Here is a 15,984-nt window from a genome sequence, read left to right as displayed (position 1 = left end):
CTTACTTCAAGCTGCCGGAAAGGAACTGCTTGAGGCGTTCGGATTGCGGATTGGCCAGGACTTCCTTCGGGCAGCCCGCCTCTTCCACCAGGCCCTTGTGCAGAAACACCAGCTGATTGGAGACCTCGCGGGCGAAGCCCATCTCGTGGGTCACCACCACCATGGTGCGGCCTTCCTGGGCCAGGTCCTGCATCACGCGCAGGACTTCGCCGACCAGCTCGGGGTCGAGCGCCGAGGTCGGTTCGTCGAACAGCATGACTTCCGGCTCGACCGCCAGGGCACGGGCGATGGCCACGCGCTGCTGCTCACCGCCGGACATGTGGGCCGGGTAGGCATCCTTGCGGTGCGCCACGCCGACTTTCGCCAGGTAGTGCTCGGCCTTTTCCAGTGCCTCTTTCTTCGATACGCCCAGCACATGGACCGGCGCTTCGATGACGTTTTCCAGGGCGCTCATGTGCGACCACAGGTTGAAGTGCTGGAACACCATCGACAGGCGCGAGCGCATGCGCTGCAGCTGCTTGGCGTCGGCAGCCTTGAGCGCGCCGTCCTTGTTCGGCACGAGCTTGAGCTCTTCGCCGTTGAGCAGGATCTTGCCCGCATGGGGCTGTTCGAGCAGGTTGATGCAACGCAGGAAGGTGCTCTTGCCCGAGCCGGAGGAGCCGATGATGCTGATCACGTCGCCCGCTTTCGCCGCCAGGGAGACGCCCTTGAGCACCTCGTGGGTGCCGTAGCGCTTGTGCAGGTCCTGGATTTCCAGTTTGTACATGGTGTCGGTTCTCGAATTCAGTCGTTGATCAGCCGGCCCTTGCGGAACGGCTCACGCCCGGCCACCTTGGCCAGCCAAAGCCCCGGCTGGGCGTAGCGCCCACGCTCGATGGCGAACAGCACGCCGGACGTGCCGGCGCGAACGGTGCTGACCTGGTCGTTCAGCGGGTCGACCACTTCGAACAGTGCGTCGCCCTTCTCCACCCACTCCCCCGCCTTGCGCAGGAAACTCACCACGCCAACGTGGGGTGCGTAGAGATATTCGGTGCCTTCGAAGGGCATGCCCTCGCAGCATTCGGCCGGTGCCGCCGGCCAGTCGCCGGCGATCAGGCCCTGCTCGGCGAGGAAGCCGAGGATGGCCTCGGCATTGGCCTGCCCCTGGTCGACGCGGGTATCGCCCACGCCACCCAGTTCGACGGTGGTCGCCAGGCACGCGAGCGGAATCGCCGCCTGCGGGAAGGCCTGCGCCAGGCGCAGCCAGGGCAGCGAACAGGATTCGTCGAAGGAACTGCCGCCGGAATCTTCGGCAAGCAGAGCGACGCCAGCTTTCAGACGCGCTGCCAGCGACTTCCAGCGCGGCCAGTGCTGCGGGATCGCGTAGACGTGGATGGCGGCGTCGAAGTCGCAGTGCAGGTCGAGCACCACTTCGGCGTCGCAGGCGTGGCGCAGCAGGATGCGCTGCATGCCCTGCAGCTCGGACGAGGCCGGCGGCAGCGCGTCGAGGCCATCACGCATGGCCTGGCGGATCCGCTCGACGTTGGCAGCTTCATCGGCGCCCAGCTGGTCGCCGACACGCTCGGCAACCAGAGCGCTCAGCTCGACGAAATCGCGGTTGAAGTTCTTTCCGCTGCCGAACTCGAAACGCCCCAGATGGCTGGCCTGCAGGGTCTGGCCCAGGCCGATGGGGTTGGCCACCGGCACCAGCTCGACGACGCAGTTCAGTTGCCCGCGCGACTCGAGGTCGGCCAGGCGCTGCTTGAGCTCCCAGGCGGTGCGCATGCCCGGCAGCTCGTCGGCGTGCAGACTGGACTGGATGTAGACCTTGCGCGGACCCTTGCCGTAGCGGAAAACGCTCAGGCGGCGCTCGCTACCCAGGCTGCTCCACGGCAGCAGATGATCGATACGTTCCACGGTGTATTCCTCAGTGCTTGCGCGGCGCGAGATAGGCCAGCCAGCGGCGCTCGGCCAGCTTGAACAGGCGCACCAGGGTGAAGGTCATGATCAGGTAGAAGATGCCGGCGGTGATGAACGCCTCGAACGGCAGGTAGTACTGCGAGTACACGGTGCGCGCGGCGCCGGTGATGTCCACCAGGGTCACGATGGACGCAAGGCTCGTGGTCTGCAGCATCATGATCACTTCGTTGCTGTACTGCGGCAGCGCGCGGCGCAGGGCCGAGGGCAGCAGGATGCGGCGGTACAGCTTGAGCCGCGACATGCCCATGGCCTTGGCGGCTTCGATCTCGCCGTGCGGGGTGGCGCGGATGCTGCCGGCGAGGATCTCCGCGGTGTAGGCGCTGGTGTTGATGGCAAAGGCTGCGCAGGCGCAGAAGGTGGCGTTGGACAGCAGCGGCCACATCGCGCTCTCGCGTACCGCCTCGAACTGTGCCAGGCCGTAATAGATGAGGAACAGCTGCACCAGCATCGGGGTGCCGCGGATCACATAGGTGTAGAGCCAGGCCGGGAGGTTCACCGCCGGGTTCTTCGAGCAGCGCATCAGCGCCAGCGGCACTGCCGCCAGCAGGCCGAAGAACAGCGAGATCGCCAGCAGCTTGAGGGTCACCAGCAGACCGCTGAAGTAGAGCGGCAGGCTGTCCCAGATGACGGAGAAGTCGAAAATCATGATCAGGCTCCCGGTCTCAAAGCTCGGCGACTTTCACGCCGACCGAATAGCGGCGTTCGAGCATGCGCAGCAGCACCAGGGAAACGCTGGTGACCACCAGGTACAGCGCCGCCACGGCGAGGAAATAGGTGAAGGGTTCGCGGGTGGCGTCCGAGGCCTGCTTGGCCTTGAACATCATGTCCTGCAGGCCGACCACGGAGATCAGCGCGGTGGCCTTGACCAGCACCAGCCAGTTGTTGGTGAAGCCGGGAATGGCCAGGCGGATCATCTGCGGCACCTGGATGCGGAAGAACACCTGAAGCGGGCTCATGCCGTAGGCGAAGCCGGCCTCGCCCTGCCCTTTCGGGATGGCCATGAAGGCGCCACGGAAGGTCTCTGACAGGTAAGCACCGAAGATGAAGCCCAGAGTGCCGACGCCGGAGGCGAAGGGGTTGAGGTCGATGTAGTCGTCATAGCCGACCATGGGCGCGATCCAGTTCACCGCAGCCTGGCCGCCGTAGAAGATCAGCAGGATCAGCACGAGGTCCGGTACGCCGCGGATCACGGTGGAATAGAGGTCGCCGCACCAGGCCAGCCACTTCACCGGCGACAGGCGGATGGCCGCGCCGAGCAGACCCAGCGCGATCGCCAGGGCCATCGACAGCAGGGACAGCTGAAGCGTCAGCCAGGCACCATCGACGATGGTGGCTCCGTAGCCATTGAGCATAATTTCGTACCTCGTGAAACCGGACGCCGCCCGCAACGACACGGACGCTCAGGGCGAGCGCGACTGCCGGCTCACCCCCAATAAAAAAGTGGCACAAACTTCAGGATCAGGCCTGGGTCTGTGCCACTTCTGGACGTGGATCAGTTCTCGCCGTAGACGTCGAACTTGAAGTACTTGTCCTGTACTTCCTTGTACTTGCCGTTGGCACGGATGCCGGCGATGGCCGCGTTGAATTTCTCGGTCAGGGCGGTATCGCCCTTGCGCACGGCGATGCCGGCGCCACCACCGAAGTACTTCGGATCGTTGTATTCCGGACCTACGAAGGCGTAGCCCTTGCCGGCATCGGTTTTCAGGAAGCCGTCGTCGAGGTTGACCGAGTCGGCCATGGTCGCGTCGATGCGGCCGGAGACCAGGTCCATGTTGGCTTCGTTCTGCGAGTTGTAACGCACGACTTCGATGCCGGCCGGGGCCAGGACGTCGGTGGCGTAGCGGTCATGGGTGGAGGCGCGCAGCACACCGACCTTCTTGCCCTTCAGGTCCGCCAGCGGATCGCTCAGGGTCACGCCTTCCTTCATCACGAAGCGCGCGGGGGTGTGGTAGTACTTGTTGGTGAAGTCCACGGACTTCTTGCGCTCGTCGGTGATGGTCATGGACGAGAGGATGGCGTCGATCTTGCGAACCTTCAGTGCCGGGATCAGGCCGTCGAACTCCTGCTCGACCCAGGTACATTTGACCTTCATCTCTTCGCACAGGGCGTTGCCGATATCCACGTCGAAACCGGCGAGCTTGCCGTCGGGAGTCTTGAAGGAGAAAGGCGGATAGCCGGCTTCGATGCCGATGCGGACCGGCTTGTCGTCAGCGTGGGCAACCAGGGAAAGCGCGGACAGGGCCAGCGCACCGAGAAGTGCAAACTTCTTCATCAGTAACTCCTTCGAGGGTAGGACTTCGATTGGCAGGAGAAAGGGGTTGGCCCAGGCTGCCCGTGCAGAAGTGAAGGTTATTGTTCGTCTGCGCATTGCCGGCGCGATTCTTGTGAAAAGCGCGCCTACCGGGGTGAGCGGCATTCTAGCGACAGCCCCGGAGCGGTTATTTCTTCAATGCGACAAGTAATTATAGAAGCGCTGGAGACAGAGCCCCGGCGGCTTGACGGCGCGGATTTTACGTGATCTGAAAGCGAGTAGTAAAACCCAATTTACCTGCAGTAATTGGGCCATAAATACCAGGCCTCAGTCCCTGCGCGGGGTGCGCGATATTGACTCATTCCGCACGGACAGAAAAGACGCACCGAAGCTGTGCGAAATGTTTCCTGGCGCCTCATTTTGTCGCAGGGAAATGTTACCGGTGGGAGGGAAACACACTGTAGGACCAGCCGCTCAAGTCTAAATCGGCACTGAAGGCATCCTGTGCGTAGGGTGCATAACCCGGAACGGGTTATCCGCCGATGCCACGGTGGCGGATAACGCTGACGCGGTATGCGCCCTACGGTCTGCCAGATCCGTTCCGGAATTGATGGGTATCGCTGCGCTCCACACCATCCTACGTTCGAGCTCCGCCACGGCTTGCATCCAGTAAAGGCGCAGAAATGAAAAACGCCCCGGCAAGCGGGGCGTTTTTCATCGGGCGGCGGATCAGGCTGCGCGCATGGCCTGGTGCGTGTCGATCAAGTGCTGCACCACACCCGGATCGGCCAGGGTGGAGATGTCACCCAGGGTGTCGTACTCGGCCGTGGCGATCTTGCGCAGGATGCGGCGCATGATCTTGCCCGAGCGGGTCTTCGGCAGGCCGGGCGCCCACTGGATCACATCCGGGGTGGCGATCGGACCGATTTCCTTGCGCACCCAGGCACGCAGTTCCTGGCGCAGTTGCTCGTTGCTTTCCTCGCCGGCATTCAGGGTGACGTAGACATAGATGCCCTGCCCCTTGATGTCATGCGGTACGCCAACCACCGCGGCCTCGGCCACTTTCGGGTGTGCAACCAGGGCGCTCTCGATCTCGGCGGTGCCCATCCGGTGACCGGAGACGTTGAGCACGTCATCCACGCGGCCGGTGATCCAGTAGTAGCCGTCTTCGTCGCGACGGGCGCCGTCGCCGGTGAAGTACATGCCCTTGAAGGTCTTGAAGTAGGTGTCCACGTAGCGGTCGTGGTCGCCGTACAGGGTGCGCGCCTGGCCCGGCCAGGAATCCAGGATCACCAGGTTGCCCTCGGTGGCCCCTTCCAGGATGTTGCCCAGGTTGTCCACCAGCGCCGGCACCACGCCGAAGAACGGCTTGGCAGCGGAGCCCGGCTTCAGGCCGTGGGCGCCCGGCAGCGGAGTCATCAGGCAGGCGCCGGTTTCGGTCTGCCACCAGGTGTCGACGATCGGGCAGCGCGACTGGCCAACGGTCTCGTAGTACCACTGCCAGGCTTCCGGGTTGATCGGCTCGCCCACCGAACCCAGCAGGCGCAGGCTGGAGCCGTCGGCGCCTTCGACCGCGGCCTTGCCCTCGGCCATCATGGCGCGGATCGCAGTCGGAGCGGTGTAGAGGATGTTGACCTTGTGCTTGTCGACGATCTTGGCGACGCGGGAGATGTCCGGGTAGTTCGGCACGCCCTCGAACAGCACGGTGGTCGCGCCATTGGCCAGCGGGCCGTAGACGACGTAGGTGTGGCCGGTGACCCAGCCGATGTCGGCGGTGCACCAGAAGACTTCACCCGGGCGGTAGTCGAACACCCGCTCATGGGTCAGCGAGGCGTAGACCAGGTAGCCGCCGGTGGTGTGCAGCACGCCCTTGGGCTTGCCGGTGGAGCCGGAGGTGTAGAGGATGAACAGCGGGTCCTCGGCGCCCATTTCCTTCGGTGCGCAGGTGGAGCCGGCGACCTTCATCAGGTCCTCGAACCACACGTCGCGGTGCTGGTTCCACTTGATGTCCGAACCGGTGCGCTTGCAGACGATGATCTTCTGCACGCTGTTGGTTTCCGGGTTGGTCAGGGCGTCGTCGACGTTGGCCTTGAGCGGGGTCTTCTTGCCGCCGCGCAGACCTTCGTCGGCAGTGATCACCACCTTGGAACGGCAGTCGATGATGCGGCCGGCCAGGGCTTCGGGGGAGAAGCCGCCGAACACCACGGAATGGATCGCACCGATGCGGGCGCAGGCCAGCATGGCGACCACGGCTTCCGGGATCATCGGCATGTAGATGGTCACCACGTCGCCACGGTGCACGTCCTGGCCGCGCAGGGCGTTGGCGAACTTGCAGACCTGCTCGTGCAGCTCGCGGTAGGTGATTTCACGGTGCTCGGAAGGATCGTCGCCTTCCCAGATGATGGCGAGCTGGTCGCCGCGCTCGGCCAGGTGGCGGTCGAGGCAGTTGTAGGAGAGGTTCAGGGTGCCATCGGCGAACCACTTGATGTCCACGTGGTGATCGTCGAAGGAGGTCTGCTTGACCTTGGTGAACGGCTTGATCCAGTCGATGCGCTGGGCCTGTTCGCGCCAGAAGCCGTCGGGGTTGACCACCGACTGCTGGTACAGCTTCTTGTAGGTGGCCTCGTCGGTCAGAGTGGTCGCGGCCACTTCGGGACGCACGGGGTACACGGATGCCGCTGTCATGGCGTTCTACCTCGGTGAAGAGTGTTGTTTTTGTTGCCCTAAGTTGTAACGGCGACACCCTCTCCCGAACCATACGACCATGGTCTTACCAATCCTTAGTCTTAGTGATGAGCCCCATAAGCCGTTGTTTTGACAACGGACTCATGGGGCCGCGACAACCTGTCACATGCCAAGGGCGTGGGGCAGCGCCAGCGAGATGTAGGGCACGTAGGTCACCAGGATCAGGAACAGCAGCAGGATCATCAGCCACGGCAGTGCCGCGCGGATGGTCGAGCCCAGCGGCAGGCCGGTGACCGCCGAGGTGACGAACAGGTTGAGCCCCACCGGCGGGTGCACCAGACCGATCTCCATGTTCACCACCATGACGATGCCGAGGTGGATCGGGTCGATCCCCAGGCGCATGGCGATGGGGAAGAAGATCGGCGCCAGGATCAGCACGATGGCCGAGGGCTCCATGAAGCTGCCGGCCACCAGCAGCACCACGTTGACCATCAGCAGGAAGCCGATCGGCGTCAGCCCCTCCTGCATCACCCACTCGGTGATCTGCTGGGGAATCTGCTCGGTGGTCAGCACGTGGGCGAAGAGCATGGCGTTGGCGATGATGAACATCAGCATGATGCTCAGCCGCCCGGAGTCCACCAGCACCTTGGGGCAGTCGCGCAGGCGCATGTCCTTGTAGACGAACAGCGCGACGAAGGCCGAGTAGACGGCCGCCACCGCCGCCGCCTCGGTAGGCGTGAACAGCCCGGAGTAGATGCCGCCGAGGATGATCACCAGCAGCAACAGGCCCCAGATCGCCCGGCGTGCGGCGGACAGCCATTCGCGCAGGCTGGCGCGCGGTTGCGCCGGCAGCTTCTTCACCCGCGCGACGATATAGATCACCACCATCAGGATCACGCCCAGCAGCAGGCCCGGCACCACGCCGGCGACGAACAGCTTGCCCACCGAGGTCTCGGTGGCGGCGGAATACACCACCATGACGATCGACGGCGGGATCAGGATGCCCAGGGTGCCGGCGTTGCAGATGATCCCGGCGCCGAACTCGCGCGGGTAGCCCGAACGCACCATGCCGGCCACGGCAATCGAGCCCACCGCCGCCACGGTCGCCGGCGAGGAACCCGACAGCGCGGCGAACAGCATGCAGGCCAGCACCGCCGCGATCGCCAGGCCGCCACGGATGTGGCCGACGCAGGCATTGGCGAAGTCGATCAGCCGGCGGGCCACGCCGCCGGTGGTCATGAAGGCGCCGGAAAGCAGGAAGAACGGGATCGCCAGCAGCGTGTAGGCCTCGGAGGTCTCGAACAGCTTGATCGCCAGCGAACGTACCGAGTCAGGGCTGAACAGCAGGATCGTCAACGCACCGGACAGGCCCAGGGAAATGGCGATGGGCACGCCGATGAACATGAAGACGAAGAGCAGGAGGAACAGGATCATCACGGTCATGGACGGCTCTCCGCAGCTTCTTCACCGGCCAGCTTCGACGCTTCCGCGGCCTCGTCGGCGAGGCCCAGGCCGAGCTGGCGGCCGCGCAACAGGTTGACGAGGATTTCCAGGTAGCGCAGGACCACCAGGCCGAAGCCGATGGGCACGATCACCGCGATGTAGGCCTGGAGGATGCCGAAATGGTCGAGGTCTTCCGCACCGATGCCGGCGATGAACAAGGTCTTCACCCAGTCGAAACTGGCGACCATGAACAGCCCGGCGTAGCCCAGGCAGCAGAGGCAGGCGAGCACGCCGATGCAGCGCTGTACCGGGCGCGGCGCCAGCCGCACCAGCGCGTCCACGCCCAGGTGGCCGGCGGTGCGCACGCCATAGGCGATGCCGAAGAAGATCAGCCAGCCGAACAGCGCCTTGGTCAGCGCGTTGCTCCAGGACATGTCCTGGGCGACGCCGAGAATCGCATCGCCGATGGCGTAGAGCGGCCCCTGCAACGATGGCAGGCGGTCGCCCAGGTCATAGAACAGGGTGAAGACGTTGGTCATCACCACGTAGACGAAGGTCACCAGCGTCATGGCCGCCAGCAGGAAGGCGATGGCGCCTTCCTCGAAGTGGTTCCAGACGCGCACGAGTCGGTTCATCGAAAGTTCTCCACAACGGAACATCCGCACACAGCCCCGCCAGCCGGCGGGGCCGGGAGGATCAATGGGGACGGTTGGAGGCTTCGGCGGCCTGGAGGAAATCGGCGCCGACGTTGTCGCGGAATTTCTGCCACACCGGCTGCATCGCCTCGCGCCAGTCGGCGCGCTGCTGCGCGGTGAGCGGGTGGATCTCGCTGGTGCCGCTGGCGAGGATGCGCTGGCGGGCGTCGCGGTTCAGCCGCTCGGCTTCCTGGTTCACCTTCACGGTGACCTCGGCCATGATCCTTTCCAGCTCGGCGCGCAGGTCCGGCGGCAGGCCGTTCCAGAACGTCGCGTTGGTGATCACCATGTAGTCCACCAGGCCGTGGTTGGACTCGGTGAAGTACTTCTGCACCTCGTTGACCTTCTGGCTCTCGTAGTTCGACCAGGTGTTCTCGGTGCCATTCACCACGCCGGTCTGCAGGCCCTGGTAGACCTCGGCGAAGGACATCTTGCGGGAGATCGCACGCAGCTCGCGGAACTGTTCGTTGAGCACGTCGGAGGCCTGCACGCGGAACTTCAGTCCGCGCGCATCGCCCGGCTCGAGCAGCAGGCGGTTGGCGGACAGCTGCTTCATCCCGTTGTGCCAGTAGGCGAGGCCGAGGATGCCCTTGCCCTGCATGCTGGTCAGCAGGCTCTGGCCCTGCGGGCTGCGCTGGAAGTTGTCGACGGCGTCGATGTCGTCGAAGAGGAACGGCAGGTCGAAGATCTGTACCTTGCGGGTGTACTGCTCGAACTTGGCCAGTGACGGCGCGAGCATCTGCACGTCACCCAGCAGCAGCGCTTCCATTTCCTTGCCGTCGCCGTACAGCGAGGAGTTCGGGTAGACCTCCACGCGCACCCGGCCGGGCAGGCGCTCCTCGGCCAGGCGCTTGAACATCAGCGCGCCCTGCCCCTTGGGCGTGTTCTCCGCGACCACGTGGGCGAACTTGATCACTATCGGCTCATTGGCAGCCGGCGGTTCATCGGCAGCCTGACTGGCAGAAGCGCAGGCCAACGCCAGGACGGCGAGCAACGCCCGCCCCATGGTTGTAAACATCGCGTCACCCTCAATTTGTTCTTGTGCTTGCGAGGTGAGCCTGGCGACAGGCTCGCAATGAGACTGACGCAAATAGTCGCGTTCGGAGAATTCGTCTTTTCCCAAAGCGGCGTTCGACACAGCGGAACGCAAGGTACGAAAAAACGCGCCCGGCAGATGCCGGGCGCGGTGAGGTTCAAAGGCTCAGGACAGCGGAATGGCGCGTCAGCCGGGCACTTGGGTGCGATGCTCGAGCATCATCCGTTCGTGCTCCTCGAGCATGCCGGGCACGCAATCACGGAGGAACTCCACCCAGGTGCGAATCTTCGCGTCGAGGTACTGGCGCGACGGATACAGCGCATAGACGTTGAGGTGGAACAGGCTGTAGTCGGGCAGCACGCGCACCAGGCTGCCGTCCTTCAGGCCCTGCACAGCGGAGTACACCGGCAGCGCGCCGATACCCATGCCGGCACGTACCGCCTCGGTCATGGCGTCAGCGGTGTTGACCTGGAAATGCGTCTGGTTGATGCCGACCATTTCCTGGCCGTCGGGGCCGTCGAACAGCCACTTGTCCAGCGACATCACCGAGTTCACCAGGCGCAGGCAACGGTGATCGGTCAGCTCGCCGAGTTGCTTGGGCAGGCCATGGCGCGCCACATAGTCGGGCGACGCGCAGAGCACGCTGTAGGTCTTGCCTATGCGCTTGGAGACGAAGCCCGAATCAGGCAACTCCTGGGCGATGACCACGGAGATGTCGTAGCCCTCGTCGAGGATGTCGGTGATGCGGTTGGCCAGGGTCAGGTCGAAGGTGACCTCCGGGTAGATCTCGCAGTACTGCGAGATCGCGCGGATCAGGTAGTGCTGACCGATGCCGGTCATGGCGTGCACCTTCACCTTGCCGTGCGGCCGGGCGTGGGCATCGCCGGCCTCGGCCTCGGCTTCCTCGATGTAGCCGAGGATCTGCTGGCAGCGCTGCAGGTAGCGCTGGCCGGCTTCGGTGAGGGCGATGCGGCGGGTGGTTCGGTGCAGCAGGCGGGTGCGCAGGTGTGCTTCGAGCTTGGCCACCGTCCGCGAGACGTAGGCGGTGGTGAGGTCCATGCGCTGGGCAGCGGCGGTGAAGCTGCCGGTCTCGGCGACACAGACAAAGGCACGCATGTTGTGCAGCAGGTCCATCATTTCTCCAAAAGAGCCTGTCCACGCCACGGCGGGCGGCCTCTGCAACGGCGCTCGGGCGAGCAACGCCTTGTTACAGACTCATGACAGGCGGCGAATTGTCGCACACCTGCCGCGACGGGATTATTGTCCTTTCAGGCAACAATAATTCATCCAACCGTCAGCTTATCCTGCCCCCCGGCGCACTTCTAGAATCGCCCTCCCCAACGCGGCCCGCCGCGACACCCCAGGATTCGCACCCGTGCTCCGCCTTTCGTGCAACGTGCTGCCACCCCTTCGCTCGGCCTCAGAACTACAGGGTTGTCCAAACCCGTCCGCCGCCTGCCAAGAAAAGCCCGACCACCGCCTGCCGAGATAACCCCGATGAGCAGTCTGTCCGTGCGCCTGCCCAAGGCCGCCGCGGTGCGCTTCGCCCTGTCCGACTGGGCGCACACCGACGGCGTTACCTGGATGTTCATCCTCAAGACGCTGATCACCGCCTTCACCGCGCTATGGCTGGCCTACCGCCTGGAGCTGCCGCAGCCCAACACCGTGCTGGTGAGCGCCTTCATCGTGCTGCAGCCGCAGAGCGGCCAGGTGCTGGCGAAGAGTTTCTACCGCATCCTCGGTACGCTGGCCGGGCTCACGGTGATGGTTACCTTCATTGCCCTGTTCGCCCAGGAGCGCGTGCTGTTCCTGCTCTGCGTGGCGATCTGGGTCGGCCTGTGCACTGCGGGCGCGGCGCGTTACCGCGACTTCCGCGCCTATGCCTGCCTGCTTGCCGGCTACACCGCGGTGATGATCGGCATCCCCGCCACCCTGCACCCCGAGGGCGCCTTCATGCAGGCGCTGTGGCGGGTGATCGAGATCACCCTGGGGATTCTCTGCACCGGCGTGATCAGCGCCGTGGTCCTGCCGCAGACCAGCACCGCCGCCCTGCGCAACGCGCTGAACACCCGCTTCGGCGACTTCGCCGGCCTCGCCAGCGCGGGCCTCAACGGCACGCTGGAGCGCGAGCGCTTCGAGCAGGCCAGTGCGCGCATCGCCGCCGAAGTGGTGGGTCTGGAAAGCCTGCGCAACGTCACTGCCTTCGAAGACCCGCACATGCGTCTGCGCAGCGGCCGCCTGGCGCGGCTGAACAGCGAGTTCATGCAACTGACCACACGCTTCCACGCGCTGCAGCGGCTGCTCGACCGCCTGCGCGAACGCCAGGCCAGCAACGTGCTGGAAGTGCTGATGCCGTGCCTGATCGATGTCAGCGAGCTGCTCGCCAGCTGGCACGGCCGGCCGCTCAGCGAAGCGGATGCCGAGCGCCTGAGCGTGCAACTCGAACTCTGCAAACATCACCTCATGCCCCGCATCCGCGAAGCCCGCGCCAACCTCGGCCACACCTGCCCGCGGGAAGCCGACCAGCTGGATTTCGAGACGGCCGCCGAACTGCTCTACCGCTTCGCCGACGATATGCACAACTACGCCCAGACCCACGCCTCGCTCGCCGCGCACAAGCACGAGCGTGAGCAGTGGAAGGAGCGCTTCACACCCAAGGCCAACGCCCTCGCCGCCGCCGTCGCAGGGTTCCGTTGTGCGCTGCTGGTGATAGTCGGCGGGGTATTCTGGATCGAGACCTCCTGGCTGAGCGGAGCCACCTTCGCGCTGACCTCGGTGCTGATCGCCGCGCTCTCCTCCGCCTCGCCGAATCCCAAGCGGCTATCGCTGCAACTGACCCTTGGCACGCTGCTCGGCGCCACGCTCGGCTTCATCCTGACCTTCCGCGTGCTGCCGCACATCGACGGCTTCCCGCTGCTGTGCTTCGTACTCTCGCCGGTATTCGCCCTGGGCGCCTTCCTGATCACCCGGCCCAAGTGGAGCGGCTACGGCGTGGGCCTGCTGGTGTGGTTCTGCATCGCCTCGCTGCCGGCCAACGTGGCGCGTTACGACGCCTACACCTTCATCAACGAATACCTGGCGATGCTGCTGTCGATGGGCATGGCCGTGGTCGCGGCCATCGTCATCCTGCCGCCGAACCGGCCGTGGCTGTGGGAGCGCCTGGAAGCCGAGCTGCGCCTGCGCGTGGTGCAGGTGATCAGCGAGCCGCTGAAGGGGCTGTCGTCGAATTTCGAAAGCGGTACCCGCGACCTGCTGAACCAGGCCTACGGGTTATCCACAGGCCGCCCGGACGTGCAGCGCCGGCTGCTGCGCTGGACCTTCCAGGTGCAGGAGATCGGCCTGTCGATCATCGAGCTGCGCCGCGAGCAGGCCGCCCTGCCGAAGGAGCCCTGGTACGCCGAGCGCATGCCCTGGCGCCGGGCGATCCGCGCGCTGGGCCGGGCGCTGATCCGGCTGTTCATCCAGCCCAGCGAGAGCAACCGCCAGCGCGCCCTGGCGGCAGTGGAACACGCCATCCATGCCACGCGCACCACGGATGATCGCCGCCCGCCGCACTTCGACTCATCGCCCCTGCGCCGGGTGTGCAGCTACCTGCACTTCATCCGCACTTCGCTGCTCGACCCGCAGTCGCCGCTGCGCGATTGACTCCTGCAGGTTCGCGCCATAGGCGCACTCTCAGAAGATCCAAAGCCCCTCACCCTAACCCTCTCCCGCAAGCGGGAGAGGGGACCGTTCGTGCAGGATGACACCACAGTGTCAGCTGGCACGATCAGCTCCCTCTCCCTCCGGGAGAGGGCTGGGGTGAGGGGGAAGCCCCGGCGCCGCGATGTCACTCCTGCAAATGCCGAAATCTGCGGCATCCCGCCACAACAGCACCCCTGAAACCCGCGCCACGCCTGGATTGTTGCCTCTGAGTACGAAGTCTTGTTGGCGCCTGGATATATGACTCAGGTCAGGCAAATCCTATTATTTCCGTGCTGTTACAGCGCGCGCCGCAACACCACCCAAGACCCATCATCATTCCCCAACGCTTCCCGATGCAGCCATGAGCTGAACGTCACGGACCCGTCACGTCCGGACTCCGGGAACAAGGCAGGTAAATTCATGAAAGCTGTAGTCATCCTGGCCATGCTGGGCTTCTCTTCGCTCGCCCTCGCCGAGCAGGTGAACGCCGCCGACCAGGCGCCAAGCGCGGCCGTGGAGCAGTACACCTACGACATGAAACTGGACGTCGCCCACGTCATCTCGACCACCGACGTATCCAACGAATGCGGCATCGTGCCGGCACGCATGACCTACGACGACTCCAACGGTCAGCGCCACACCGTCGAATACCAGGTGTGGGGCAACGGCTGCTCCGGCGGCTAAGCGACTTGCGCACTCCCGCCGCGGCCCACGCAGCCCGGCGGGAATGCCAACCCTCTTCCTTACGGCTGCAGGGCCGCCTTCGCGATGTTGCGACTGTGCGCTCCGAAGTGCCGGATCAACTGTAGAATCTGCTCATCCAACGCCTCATCGTGGCGGAACGGTTCCGGTGAGTTCCCCGCGCTGAAATCCCCCGCCGGCGCCTTCTCGTTTTCCAGCCAATGGCCGATCGCCGCATCGAACGCCGCCGCATGGGCATGGGACTCGCTCGCCACGACCTCGCGCAGGTACTGGGTCGAATACGGCGGATAAGTGCCATCCGTGCTGACATCCGCATAGGCCGCCAACAACGGCGACTGCCCACCCAGGCGCAGCATCTCGCGCAGCCAGTCCACCTGATAACGCTCAACACCCGTATGCCGGTCCGCCACGCGCTGGATCGCCGCCTGCTTGTCGGCATCGAAACCGGCGATGGACTTGCCCGCCGTCCACAGCATGCTGGTAGTGGTCTCGCCCGGCAGCGGCGTCGAGTGGTAGGGCTGGGTCATGTCCTGGATGTAGTGCATCGCCCAGCCGAGGAAACGGTAGCCCCAGTACGGATGGCCCTTGTCGAAGGCGAAGCGCGCCAGGCCGTAGAACTGGTAGGCACGCCACTCCGGCCAGTTGCGCTCCAGGTACGGTGCACCGGCGTAGATGACCGCGTCCTCGTGGTAGAAGCCCATGTGGAACGGCGCCTGGGAGCTGAACTCGTAACGCGGGTCGCCGAACGGCTGGGTGCCGAAACCGTAACGCTGGCCGGCCTCGCCGGGGTTGTCGCTGAACAGGTTGATGTCGTGGCCGAAGTCCGGCTCATCGGCGGCGCTGGCCAGCACGTCCAGCGCAGGAATCTTCTCCCCCGCCTGCAACTGCACGAAGCGCCACTGGTTCCAGCCCGACAGGTCGCGGAACACCAGCACGTCCGCCGGCTGCAGGGCCGCATGCTTCTGCAACAAATCGCTCGGCGGCTCGCCCCCCGGCGGTGGCTGCACGGCGGGGGCCAGCTTGATCTCGGGGTTCAGGCGCAGCGCCATGAGGAAGGCCTTGCGCAGGTCGTCGCGACTGTCCTCGGTCAGGCGCAGATCGTCCGGGCGCGGCGGGTACTGGCGGAAGCGCTCGCGGGCATAGGCCTCCTGCTCGTCCAGCAGTTGCACCAGGCCGGCGCGCTGCTGGCTGACGAAGCTCTCCAGCGGCTCGACCTCGACATCCGGCGCCTGGGCGAGCGCCGGCAATTGTTGCAGGGCGATGTAGCTGCCCAGGGTGTGATTGGACCAGGCCCAGAGGCTTTGCGGCAGGGCCAGCAGGCCCGCCAGCAGGCAGGTGGGCAGACAGATGGAAAGTCGCTTCATCGGCTCTTCGCTCTTATTTGCCAGTGCAGTTATTTGCCAGTGCAATGCGGAAAATTCCGACGCAGCCTAACAATCCAGAGCCACTCCGGCACTGTCGAAGCTTGCCAGCGCGTGTCACCGATAACGCCATCGCTGACCATCATCAATGGCACGAACCGTCCCAGC

Annotated in this window: 13 protein-coding genes; 2 read left to right on the top strand and 11 right to left on the bottom strand. The window is 64.9% G+C overall.

Annotated features, from left to right (window positions below):
• Window position 1: 1 nt before the first annotated feature.
• The 10 genes from aotP to IB261_RS08540 form a co-directional block, all read right to left on the bottom strand.
• Complete coding sequence (gene aotP / locus IB261_RS08585) at window positions 2-766, bottom strand: arginine/ornithine transport ATP-binding protein AotP (RefSeq protein ID WP_015476463.1); 765 nt, start codon at window positions 764-766, stop codon at window positions 2-4.
• A 17-nt stretch (window positions 767-783) separates the two neighbouring features.
• The gene (locus IB261_RS08580; protein WP_192381994.1) at window positions 784-1,896 is read right to left on the bottom strand and encodes a succinylglutamate desuccinylase/aspartoacylase family protein; all 1,113 of its coding nucleotides are present in this window, start codon (window positions 1,894-1,896) and stop codon (window positions 784-786) included.
• A 10-nt stretch (window positions 1,897-1,906) separates the two neighbouring features.
• Entirely contained in the window at window positions 1,907-2,605 is a 699-nt protein-coding gene (locus IB261_RS08575; RefSeq protein ID WP_081517968.1) for an ABC transporter permease, read from the bottom strand.
• A gap of 16 nt (window positions 2,606-2,621) precedes the next feature.
• Window positions 2,622-3,311 (bottom strand): ABC transporter permease, encoded by a 690-nt coding sequence (locus IB261_RS08570; protein WP_081517967.1) that lies wholly within the window; start codon window positions 3,309-3,311, stop codon window positions 2,622-2,624.
• Between the two features lie 140 nt (window positions 3,312-3,451).
• The gene (gene aotJ / locus IB261_RS08565) at window positions 3,452-4,231 is read right to left on the bottom strand and encodes an L-arginine-binding protein AotJ (RefSeq protein ID WP_081517966.1); all 780 of its coding nucleotides are present in this window, start codon (window positions 4,229-4,231) and stop codon (window positions 3,452-3,454) included.
• A gap of 708 nt (window positions 4,232-4,939) precedes the next feature.
• On the bottom strand, window positions 4,940-6,895 hold the full coding sequence (gene acs / locus IB261_RS08560) for an acetate--CoA ligase (RefSeq protein ID WP_138215132.1): 1,956 nt from the start codon (window positions 6,893-6,895) through the stop codon (window positions 4,940-4,942).
• Window positions 6,896-7,057: 162 nt separating this feature from the next.
• Complete coding sequence (gene dctM / locus IB261_RS08555) at window positions 7,058-8,338, bottom strand: C4-dicarboxylate TRAP transporter large permease protein DctM (protein WP_192381992.1); 1,281 nt, start codon at window positions 8,336-8,338, stop codon at window positions 7,058-7,060.
• Window positions 8,335-8,973, bottom strand: coding sequence for a TRAP transporter small permease (locus tag IB261_RS08550; protein WP_192224956.1), 639 nt, complete (start codon window positions 8,971-8,973; stop codon window positions 8,335-8,337). Before IB261_RS08550 ends, dctM begins: the two co-directional genes overlap by 4 nt.
• Window positions 8,974-9,034: 61 nt before the next feature.
• A complete protein-coding gene (locus IB261_RS08545; RefSeq protein WP_192381990.1) occupies window positions 9,035-10,051 on the bottom strand; it encodes a TRAP transporter substrate-binding protein in 1,017 nt (338 codons plus the stop codon).
• Window positions 10,052-10,255: 204 nt separating this feature from the next.
• On the bottom strand, window positions 10,256-11,203 hold the full coding sequence (locus IB261_RS08540) for a LysR family transcriptional regulator (protein ID WP_081517961.1): 948 nt from the start codon (window positions 11,201-11,203) through the stop codon (window positions 10,256-10,258).
• Between the two features lie 363 nt (window positions 11,204-11,566).
• On the opposite strand from IB261_RS08540, the gene IB261_RS08535 reads away from it, so the two are divergent.
• Window positions 11,567-13,714 carry an FUSC family protein gene (locus tag IB261_RS08535; protein ID WP_081517960.1) on the top strand — a complete coding sequence of 716 codons (2,148 nt, stop codon included), beginning with the start codon at window positions 11,567-11,569 and terminating at the stop codon, window positions 13,712-13,714.
• Window positions 13,715-14,173: 459 nt separating this feature from the next.
• The gene (locus IB261_RS08530) at window positions 14,174-14,437 is read left to right on the top strand and encodes a DUF2790 domain-containing protein (protein WP_081517959.1); all 264 of its coding nucleotides are present in this window, start codon (window positions 14,174-14,176) and stop codon (window positions 14,435-14,437) included.
• A gap of 59 nt (window positions 14,438-14,496) precedes the next feature.
• On the opposite strand, the gene IB261_RS08525 is transcribed toward IB261_RS08530, so the two are convergent.
• Window positions 14,497-15,819, bottom strand: a complete 1,323-nt coding sequence (locus IB261_RS08525; protein WP_192381988.1) for a phospholipase C/P1 nuclease family protein — start codon at window positions 15,817-15,819, stop codon at window positions 14,497-14,499.
• Between the last annotated feature and the right edge of the window lie 165 nt (window positions 15,820-15,984).

Origin of the sequence: Pseudomonas sp. PDM20 (genome assembly GCF_014852575.3) — a bacterium.
Taxonomy (GTDB): Bacteria; Pseudomonadota; Gammaproteobacteria; order Pseudomonadales; family Pseudomonadaceae; genus Pseudomonas.
This window is presented reverse-complemented; position numbering and strand designations above follow the sequence as displayed.

What these genes read in the sequence shown, in the direction of transcription:
- IB261_RS08575 (WP_081517968.1), bottom strand. Translation starts at nt 2,605, where the DNA reads ATGATTTTCGACTTCTCCGTCATCTGGGACAGCCTGCCGCTCTACTTC.
- IB261_RS08550 (WP_192224956.1), bottom strand. Translation starts at nt 8,973, where the DNA reads ATGAACCGACTCGTGCGCGTCTGGAACCACTTCGAGGAAGGCGCCATC.
- IB261_RS08530 (WP_081517959.1), top strand. Translation starts at nt 14,174, where the DNA reads ATGAAAGCTGTAGTCATCCTGGCCATGCTGGGCTTCTCTTCGCTCGCC.
- dctM (WP_192381992.1), bottom strand. Translation starts at nt 8,338, where the DNA reads ATGACCGTGATGATCCTGTTCCTCCTGCTCTTCGTCTTCATGTTCATC.
- IB261_RS08540 (WP_081517961.1), bottom strand. Translation starts at nt 11,203, where the DNA reads ATGGACCTGCTGCACAACATGCGTGCCTTTGTCTGTGTCGCCGAGACC.
- aotP (WP_015476463.1), bottom strand. Translation starts at nt 766, where the DNA reads ATGTACAAACTGGAAATCCAGGACCTGCACAAGCGCTACGGCACCCAC.
- IB261_RS08570 (WP_081517967.1), bottom strand. Translation starts at nt 3,311, where the DNA reads ATGCTCAATGGCTACGGAGCCACCATCGTCGATGGTGCCTGGCTGACG.
- aotJ (WP_081517966.1), bottom strand. Translation starts at nt 4,231, where the DNA reads ATGAAGAAGTTTGCACTTCTCGGTGCGCTGGCCCTGTCCGCGCTTTCC.
- acs (WP_138215132.1), bottom strand. Translation starts at nt 6,895, where the DNA reads ATGACAGCGGCATCCGTGTACCCCGTGCGTCCCGAAGTGGCCGCGACC.
- IB261_RS08525 (WP_192381988.1), bottom strand. Translation starts at nt 15,819, where the DNA reads ATGAAGCGACTTTCCATCTGTCTGCCCACCTGCCTGCTGGCGGGCCTG.
- IB261_RS08545 (WP_192381990.1), bottom strand. Translation starts at nt 10,051, where the DNA reads ATGTTTACAACCATGGGGCGGGCGTTGCTCGCCGTCCTGGCGTTGGCC.
- IB261_RS08535 (WP_081517960.1), top strand. Translation starts at nt 11,567, where the DNA reads ATGAGCAGTCTGTCCGTGCGCCTGCCCAAGGCCGCCGCGGTGCGCTTC.